Raw genomic sequence first — 8,287 nt, forward strand, 5'->3', positions numbered from 1 at the left:
GTGGTATACGAAGGTTTGGCAATTTTGGATCTGTGCTGCCAGATTAATTTATGTAAAAAAGTGCGTTATTGAGGATTTACTCGTTCCCGGAGTATGCTTGGGAATCCCTGCTCGGAGACAGAACCTGCCTCGATCGAGTGGAGCCAGAGCGTTGCTTATATGAATTTCCAGGCTCTTATTGGGAGCGAGCCAACAGAGCTTAGAAGTGCAGGACGCGGTTTTGACTGTTCAGGCTCAGGGATTTATTCGTTCTGCATAAAGGGGATTGCTAAGTCTCAAAAAAGTCCCTAATTCGGTGGTAAAATTCAAGATGACTTGGGATTTTTACAATTCAAAGCACCACCAAATTAGGCCGAAAAGGCATACTCTAGCTGGTACCCCCAACTTCTAACTTACAATTATGTTCTGTAGGGATATACGCCGAATTTTTAATTTTGGATCTGTGCAGTCAAAACAAAAATTTTTCGGTACACTGAGATGACAAGCCACAAGTCAAGCGAGGAATCGCTGCTCTTAGTGCAGATTGCCCGGAAAGACCAAACGGCATTCGCTAAACTTTACGATCGCTACGGTCGTCCAAGTTACGCTCTCGCTTACAAAATTCTGGGATCGGTAGAAGAAGCTGAAGAAGTGGTACTCGATGTTTTTTCCCAAATTTGGCAAAAAGCAGCAACTTACGATCCTTCTCGCAGTCGAGCAGATACCTGGTTGTTCATGCTTACCCGCAGTCGTTCCCTCGATCGACTCCGAGTTTTGCAGCGAACAGTCCGCGCGGCTCAGGCTTGTATGGAAGATGCTAAAATATCCACTTCCGACATTGCAGAACCGATGGAAGATGCAATGATCGAAGAACGCAGCGAACAAGTCAAAGCAGCCCTAGAAACACTGCCTGCAGAACAGCGAATTGCGCTCGAACTCGCCTACTACCAAGGATTGACTTGCGCGGCGATCGCGGCTAAAACTGGTATCCCGACAGGTACAATCAAAACCAGAATAAGGTTGGGTATTTCCAAATTGCGTCAAGCTTTGAGCGAACAATTTTAGATTGTCAAAAAACAAAATTTAAGTGTTTTAAGATCGATCTAAAATTATGGCATCTCCCATCATCCATCTTGAGTGCGAGGGCAGCAGACCAATCTCAAATTTAAAATCAACTTAGGCTGAAGTACAATTAATGGCGGAAAACAGATGGAAATGATGCCAGACGAGGAGTTTAACATCCTTGCTGCCCTTCAAGCTCTCGATACCCTCGACGAGTCAGAAAGTCGCGCACTGACAGAGAAATTGATAGCATCTCCACAACTGCAAAGTGAACGGGCTGCCTTTGAAGCAGCAATTGCCGCGATCGCCTACACAGCCCCGCCCGTGCCCGTCGCCCCCGACCTCAAAAACCGCCTGTTCCAGCGCATAGCAGAACTGCCGCCAACCCCGGCAGAATCAGTCAATTTAAAGCCAATTGTTTCCTCCCCAACAGAGAACAATACTCCATCTTTAATAGTGCGATCGAACCAGGTAAAATGGAAATCTTATGGAGTTCCGGGAGTCTGGCTCCGCAAGCTTTACATTGACAAACAAAAGCGCGAAATTACCTGCTTGATGCGACTAGAACCAGGTAGCACATTTCCCCTGCACCGACACGCTGGCTCCGAAGAAGTGTTTGTATTAGAAGGAGATTTAATTGTAGAAGGGGAAATTTGCCATCAAGGCGACTACATTCGATCTGTTCCTGGTTCCACCCATTCGCCCCTGACACAAGGGGGATGTTTGCTGTTAATGAAAACTTCCACAGACAACGAAACGCTCGTCTGATATTATGTCCGTTGAATTTCCTGCAAGAATTTTTCGCTTGGTAGGGGCGGGTTTATGTAGATTTTTAGTCAGAATTATAGATTCAGTCCTGCACGCACTCCCACTCCTCGAAACCGGTTTTTTTACCGAATCTGCCGGTGGCAAGGAAATATTTTCGTAAAAAACCCGGTTTCTCGACCCCCATGCGTAAGTCCTAAGATTGTTGGTGAAATCAACCTTTACAAGTATTTCGGTTAATTTAACGCACAGGAGCTGACCCAACAACACCCGCATTGCTCCGCAGTAATCTGCAACTAAAAATCCCAAATAGATAAGGTGAGTGCTATGCTAAATTACTGGCGTTTAACTGCTGTTATGTCCGCCGTTATTATACAATTTGTTGTACCCAGCAACAACAGCGCGGTCGCCCAAGAACGCGAAGGATGTTTTCTTGTCAATTCAGCGGGAGAAGTAATTAACTTAAACCAGTTGTGTTCGCCTCAAGAATCCGACATTAAGCTGACAGGAAACGATGGGAAATTTATCGAAGACTACAAACGCTTAGCAAAAAGCTACTCTCCCGAAGCAACGGACAATTTACTGCAAGCAATCCAAAGAGCGCCCGGTCAAAAAATTGCCACAGCTAAAAGAATGTGTGCGGAAGCAAAATCGGGAGTTTCTCTGCCGGAGTTTAAATTAAGAGCGCTGGGGCAAGCTGTCAGTATAGAAAATCCAACTGCCAAAGAAAGTTTTCTCGCCGATGCCGATATTATTACCACTCTTGCCGCCAACCATTATTGCCCGGAATTAGCCAGTAAGTAATATCATAAACTCTGTAGGGATACGGTAAGGGAGCATCTCTGTTTTGCTTTTGCTGCCTGTGTGCGAGCGTCCCCCTCGCACTCTTAAAAAATGCTTGTTACAAAGCTGAAATGCTCCCCACGGTAATACCGCATCTCTACTTGCAGCAACTTGCCATGACATTACCGGACATGAAACATTTAAAATCAAGCTCCGCCGACTTGCGGGATTTATTCAAAGACAGCATTACAGTTAAATACCTCGCGGAACCGCTGAAATCTGTCCCCGCTTGCGAAGACGCAGCCAAATTGCGATCGTGGATGGAGGCCCGCGATTTTGACGTGCTCGGTATCGAAGAAAACGGCACGGTTTGCGGCTATGTAGAACGATCGCACTTAATGGCAGGCAAGTGCAGCGACTACCAGCAAATTTTTCACCCATCACAATTAATCGCCGCCTCCACTCCTTTAATGGAATTGCTGCCGCTGCTGCGAGAAAAACCGAGATTATTTGTATTAGAAAGCAACAGGATCAACGGTATCGTTACCTGCGGCGATTTGCAAAAAGCACCGGTGCGGATGCTGCTGTTTGGATTGGTGACGCTTCTGGAAATGAATTTATTGCGGATCGTGCGGATTTACTTTCCCCAAGATTCTTGGCAGAAGTTCCTTAAAAGCGATCGCATCTTAGTGGCAAAACACCTTTGGGAATTGGGGCGATCCCGAAATGAAGCAATTGACTTAATCGATTACCTGCAATTCTGTGACAAGCGAGATTTAATCCTGACTTCTGCTGAAATAGTCGAGCGGCTGGGGCTAAAATCCAAACGCTACGGAGAGCGTTTTTTAAAATCAGCAGAAGCATTGAGAAACAAATTAGCTCACGCTCAAGATTTAATCAACGGTTCTTCTTGGCCAGAGGTAATTTTTTTAGCTCAGGAAATAGAAGCCCTTTTGCAGCGCTGCGAAGAAATTGAAATAACCACACCGCTGGAGTAGAGAGCATTTAATGGCTAACATTAGTTTGTAGAAAGGTGTTCCCTGCGCACCTTACATTGAGTTTTTAGGAAGGCGGACACGGAGCACCCTAAATTAGTTTTTAATTTTTAACTTCCTGTTAGTGTACTGAGGAACCCACCCTTGAGCAGTGGTGTAATACTGCACAGCTTTCAAGTACAGCGACGGAGTGAGATAAAACCAATGTTCGGTATTTGCGGGAACTTTAATGTATTCTTCAGCTTGCAACATTAATTGTACCTGAGAGCCGTTAGGATACACAAACCCAAAAACACATTCGCCAGCTAAAATGTGAAGAACTTCTGGATCTGTGTGGGTGTGAGTGCGATTGCTTTGAGTCATCAGCGCGTAAATCTGCGGCGAAGCGGGGTGCAGCACTTTTAAGTCGCACCACTGACATTTGTCTGCGCGCTTAAACTGTTCAAACTCGCTTTGAAATGCTGCGAGTATCTGCTGTTTTTCTGTTACATTGAGAATGTCTTGGGCTAGCAGTTCTCGAACCGCAGGATTTTCCCTCATTGGCAGACGATCGATCTGAACATTTAAAACAGCCAGTTGGCTTGCGATCGCCCCTATATCCCTATAGGTTCTACCGTCTTCTAGTTGCATAACAGCCATTGTAAACCACCTATTTATTTGGCTTTGAGGATAATTTAGTTTACTGTTTCCATCTAGTGTTATATCATGTCCGATCGATTAACCATAATATCCCGGTCGGGGCGGTTTTTTGAGATTGGAGATTGGTGGCAGGTATTGTTGGCTCACTGGCCCCGACAAAAATCGCGGTTCCTCGACCGGACCTGATATTACAGACTAAACTCCTGCTTATTTTCAATAATAGCCGATCGCTAAAATTCGCTGTTGGGCCTCGCAAATCATCAAATCAATACCACCCATCAAATAATTTTCTGGGTTTTTTAACTTTTATTTAATAACATTTACTGTAGTTAATGTAGGGTGTGCCATAAGTACCGCACTGCTAGCTCTGTCTGGGCTGTTAAATTTGAACCGGATAAAAAGCATAAAACCGCTATTTGACGTTCCGATTTTTGAGTCTTCAATCAAGGAAGATTGCTTGGGGGAGCTTGGACTCAGAATCAAAACGCCCAAAGTTAGTAGCCTCCTTACTCACGCTCCTACTGGGCTAGTAGCGCACTGCTTAAGTAAAAACTCAAAACTTTCAAATCAGCATCCCCGCGATACAAGCAGTCATAAAACAAGCCAAAGAGCCAGCAATTAGCGCCCTCACGCTCAACCTCGCCAAATCGCCTTGCCGCTGCGGAGCGAGCGCGCCAATTCCCCCAATCTGAATCCCGATCGAACCAATATTAGAAAACCCGCACAAAGCATAAGTCGAGATAATTTGCGATCGTTCAGAAATCGCCTGTTGTTTCACCAATTCCATCAAATCTAAATAAGCAATAAACTCAGTCAAAATCGTTTTTTTTGCCAAAACAACCCCCACCTCTGGGCAATCAGCCCAAGCCACTCCCATCAGCCAAGCAACCGGAGCCATCAAATAAGCACCAATTAATTCTAGCGACAACTGAGGCAAACTAATTAGCCCTCCAAACCACCCCAAAAGCGCATTAAAAAAAGCCAAAAAACCCAAAAAAGCAATCAGCATAGCGGCCACATTCGCCGCCAACTTCAACCCGTCGCTAGCACCCGAAGCCGCCGCATCCACCGCATTAGCATAAACCTGTTCCACCTTCACCTCCACCTCCCCAGCAGTCAGCGACTTTTCAGTTTCTGGGTACAGCAATTTAGAAATAGCCAAAGCTGCTGGTGCAGACATCACCGACGCCGCAATTAAATGGTGAGCCGGTACTCCAAAAGAAATATAAGCTGCCATGACTCCGCCGGCAATTGTGGCAAATCCTCCTGTCATGACAGCATGGAGTTCCGAGAGCGTCATCGTCGCCAAATAAGGTTTAATTAACAAAGGAGCTTCGGTTTGCCCGACAAAGATATTCGCAGCACAAGAAAGGGTTTCGGCGCCAGAAGTTTTCATGGTTTTAATCATCAACCATGCCACTGCTTGCACAACTCGCTGCAAAATGCCGTAGTAATAAAGTATGGTGATAAACGAAGAGACAAAAATGATAGTGGGCAGCACTTTAAAAGCGATAAAGTGTTCGGCAAAAGTGTCTCCAAATACAAACTTGGCCCCGGCATCAGAAAAATTGAGAAACTGCGTCACCATATCTCCCAAAAATTTGAAGACAGCCAAACCCGGAGCAGTTTTGAGAATCAAAATAGCAAAAATTAGCTGTAAAGCAATTCCCCACAATACCGGCGACCACTTGACAGCGCGCCGATCGACTGAAAAGGCGTAGGACAAACCGACAAAAACAGCTAACCCGAATAGAGAAATAAGTCGTTCCATTTAGCAATTTTTAGAGAAGGTGCAGCAAGCATTTATCGTTACCAGGCTCTGGTAATCCAGATTAACAGTCCGAGCGTACTTTATCTCGTTTCCGGAGGTCGCCATGAGTTCGCGGTGCGGGGCGCACAGCCCCGGAGGGCGTACAATACACGATGCAGCCCGATCGCATACAATCTGGGCCAGTTTCGCTTACAATGAAAGGCTAAACCTCAAAATTACGGCGCAGCGTAATTGCTGCTACTTTTATGTCTCTACCTATAGTTGCTATTATTGGACGCCCCAATGTAGGCAAATCGACGCTAGTCAACCGTTTAGCCAACACCCAAGACGCGATCGTCCACGACGAACCAGGAATCACGCGCGATCGCACTTACAGACCAGCATACTGGGGCGATCGCGAATATCAAGTCGTAGACACCGGCGGTTTAGTATTCGACGACGAGACAGAATTTCTGCCTTTAATTCGCGAACAAGCAATGGCGGCCCTGGCAGAAGCCAGCGCAGCCATTTTCGTAGTAGACGGACAAACCGGGCTCACCGGCGGCGACGAATCGATCGCATCTTGGCTGAGACTGCAAAAAGTCCCCGTCATTCTGGCCGTCAACAAATGCGAATCCGAAACGACAGGACTCACCCAAGCAGCCGACTTTTGGCAATTGGGACTCGGCGAACCTTACCCTATTTCCGGCATTCACGGCAACGGCACCGGCGAATTGCTCGACAAATTAATAACTTATCTCCCCACGGAAGTATTATCAGAAGTTGAGGAAATTAAAGTAGCAATTATCGGTCGTCCCAACGTCGGCAAATCGAGTTTGTTAAACGCATTTCTAGGAGAAAATCGCGCTATAGTCAGCCCGATTTCCGGCACAACCCGCGATGCGATCGACACCTTAGTAGAACGCAACGGTAAAACCTACCGCCTGATCGACACAGCCGGAATTCGCAAAAAGAAAAACGTCGAATACGGTGCAGAATTTTTCGGGATCAACCGCGCTTTCAAAGCTATCCGCCGGGCTAACGTCATACTGTTAGTAATTGACGCAATTGACGGCGTTACGGATCAAGACCAAAAATTAGCCGATCGCATCAGCGAAGAAGGTCGAGCCTGCATCATAGTTGTCAACAAATGGGACGCCGTAGAAAAAGACTCCGACACCATCTACGAGTACGAAAGAGAAGTAAGAACCCGACTTTATTTCCTCGACTGGGCAGAAATGATTTTTGTTAGCGCCATGAGTGGACAGCGAGTTGAAAAAATCATTGAATTAGTAGACAAAGCCTCCGACGAACACAAACGTCGCGTCCCTACCGCCGTCATTAACGAAGTCATAGAGGAAGCCACAACCTGGCACTCAGCCCCAGTTACCCGCCAAGGAAAACAAGGCAAAATCTATTACGGTACTCAAGTGCGATCGCAGCCACCGACAATTGCGCTATTTGTCAACGATCCCAAACGCTTTACCGAAAATTACCGCCGCTACATGGAAAGCCAATTTCGCAAACACCTCGGCTTTACCGGTACACCAATGCGGCTGCTTTGGAGAGGCAAAAAAGTTCGTGCCACGGAAATGAGCACAACAAACAGAGCACTGCGCGTCAAGTAATTTTAGATTTTAGATGTTGGATTTTAGATTGAAGAAAAGATGCTGTTAGATGATATAATTGATTGCCAATTACAGCCCGATTTTTCATCTAAAATCTAAATATCGGATGAACGAACAAGAGTTTAAACAAAGGACGAAGGCTCTAGGATTAAGAGTTATTAAGCTAGTAAGTTCACTGCCCAAAAATACCGTTTCTGAGGTAATTGGCAAGCAGTTAATTCGTTCAGGAACTTCTGTAGGGGCTAACTATCGAGCAGCTTGTCGCGCTAGGTCAACTGCAGACTTAATTGCCAAACTCAGAATAGTTGAAGAAGAAGCAGATGAATGTCTTTACTGGATGGAGCTGATAGTTGAAGCTAAATTAGTAGATGTGGCTAATTTGAGGAGTATCATGTCAGAAACGAATGAAATTTTAGCGATGACAGTTGCCTCAATCAAAACTTTAATTGCTAAAAACCCAACAGCCAATCGCAAGTAAAACAATGTCAAATCCCCAACCCAAATTTCCCATCACAAATCAAACAATTAAATAATGCCCAATCAAACAATCAAATAATACCCAATCAAACAATCACTCAAAGAATCACTAAAAGAAGCCAACAATCAATCAAAGAAGCCAACAATCAATCAAAGAAGCCAACAATCAATCAAAGAAGCCAACAATCAATCAAAGAAGCCAACAATCA

8 protein-coding genes are annotated in these 8,287 nt (G+C 45.5%); 6 read left to right on the forward strand and 2 right to left on the reverse strand.

The window, feature by feature from the left end:
* Positions 1 to 477 precede the first annotated feature (477 nt).
* The 4 genes from QUB56_RS20175 to QUB56_RS20190 all read left to right on the forward strand — a co-directional run bounded on the left by QUB56_RS20175 (position 478) and on the right by QUB56_RS20190 (position 3,587).
* On the forward strand, positions 478 to 1,044 hold the full coding sequence (locus tag QUB56_RS20175; protein ID WP_332957573.1) for a sigma-70 family RNA polymerase sigma factor: 567 nt from the start codon (positions 478 to 480) through the stop codon (positions 1,042 to 1,044).
* A gap of 144 nt (positions 1,045 to 1,188) precedes the next feature.
* On the forward strand, positions 1,189 to 1,809 hold the full coding sequence (locus QUB56_RS20180; protein WP_332957574.1) for a cupin domain-containing protein: 621 nt from the start codon (positions 1,189 to 1,191) through the stop codon (positions 1,807 to 1,809).
* Positions 1,810 to 2,133: 324 nt separating this feature from the next.
* Positions 2,134 to 2,610: a DUF732 domain-containing protein gene (locus tag QUB56_RS20185; RefSeq protein WP_332957575.1), complete on the forward strand. Its 477-nt coding sequence runs from the start codon at positions 2,134 to 2,136 to the stop codon at positions 2,608 to 2,610.
* Positions 2,611 to 2,720: 110 nt separating this feature from the next.
* Positions 2,721 to 3,587 carry a hypothetical protein gene (locus tag QUB56_RS20190; RefSeq protein WP_332957576.1) on the forward strand — a complete coding sequence of 289 codons (867 nt, stop codon included), beginning with the start codon at positions 2,721 to 2,723 and terminating at the stop codon, positions 3,585 to 3,587.
* A 93-nt stretch (positions 3,588 to 3,680) separates the two neighbouring features.
* On the opposite strand, the gene QUB56_RS20195 is transcribed toward QUB56_RS20190, so the two are convergent.
* Complete coding sequence (locus QUB56_RS20195; protein WP_332957578.1) at positions 3,681 to 4,223, reverse strand: acireductone dioxygenase; 543 nt, start codon at positions 4,221 to 4,223, stop codon at positions 3,681 to 3,683.
* A gap of 562 nt (positions 4,224 to 4,785) precedes the next feature.
* The gene (locus QUB56_RS20200; RefSeq protein ID WP_332957580.1) at positions 4,786 to 5,994 is read right to left on the reverse strand and encodes a NupC/NupG family nucleoside CNT transporter; all 1,209 of its coding nucleotides are present in this window, start codon (positions 5,992 to 5,994) and stop codon (positions 4,786 to 4,788) included.
* A 245-nt stretch (positions 5,995 to 6,239) separates the two neighbouring features.
* Here QUB56_RS20200 and der point away from each other — a divergent pair, with 245 nt between their 5' ends.
* Complete coding sequence (gene der / locus QUB56_RS20205; protein WP_332957581.1) at positions 6,240 to 7,601, forward strand: ribosome biogenesis GTPase Der; 1,362 nt, start codon at positions 6,240 to 6,242, stop codon at positions 7,599 to 7,601.
* Between the two features lie 106 nt (positions 7,602 to 7,707).
* Positions 7,708 to 8,079, forward strand: a complete 372-nt coding sequence (locus QUB56_RS20210) for a four helix bundle protein (protein ID WP_332957582.1) — start codon at positions 7,708 to 7,710, stop codon at positions 8,077 to 8,079.
* Positions 8,080 to 8,287 lie beyond the last annotated feature (208 nt).

It is taken from the genome of Microcoleus sp. AR_TQ3_B6, from assembly GCF_036702785.1.
Lineage (GTDB): Bacteria > Cyanobacteriota > Cyanobacteriia > Cyanobacteriales > Microcoleaceae > Microcoleus.

Bases quoted from the DNA above. Each gene is read 5' to 3' on its own strand.
- QUB56_RS20175 (WP_332957573.1), top strand. From the start codon at position 478: ATGACAAGCCACAAGTCAAGCGAGGAATCGCTGCTCTTAGTGCAGATT.
- QUB56_RS20180 (WP_332957574.1), top strand. From the start codon at position 1,189: ATGGAAATGATGCCAGACGAGGAGTTTAACATCCTTGCTGCCCTTCAA.
- QUB56_RS20185 (WP_332957575.1), top strand. From the start codon at position 2,134: ATGCTAAATTACTGGCGTTTAACTGCTGTTATGTCCGCCGTTATTATA.
- QUB56_RS20190 (WP_332957576.1), top strand. From the start codon at position 2,721: ATGCTCCCCACGGTAATACCGCATCTCTACTTGCAGCAACTTGCCATG.
- QUB56_RS20195 (WP_332957578.1), bottom strand. From the start codon at position 4,223: ATGGCTGTTATGCAACTAGAAGACGGTAGAACCTATAGGGATATAGGG.
- QUB56_RS20200 (WP_332957580.1), bottom strand. From the start codon at position 5,994: ATGGAACGACTTATTTCTCTATTCGGGTTAGCTGTTTTTGTCGGTTTG.
- der (WP_332957581.1), top strand. From the start codon at position 6,240: ATGTCTCTACCTATAGTTGCTATTATTGGACGCCCCAATGTAGGCAAA.
- QUB56_RS20210 (WP_332957582.1), top strand. From the start codon at position 7,708: ATGAACGAACAAGAGTTTAAACAAAGGACGAAGGCTCTAGGATTAAGA.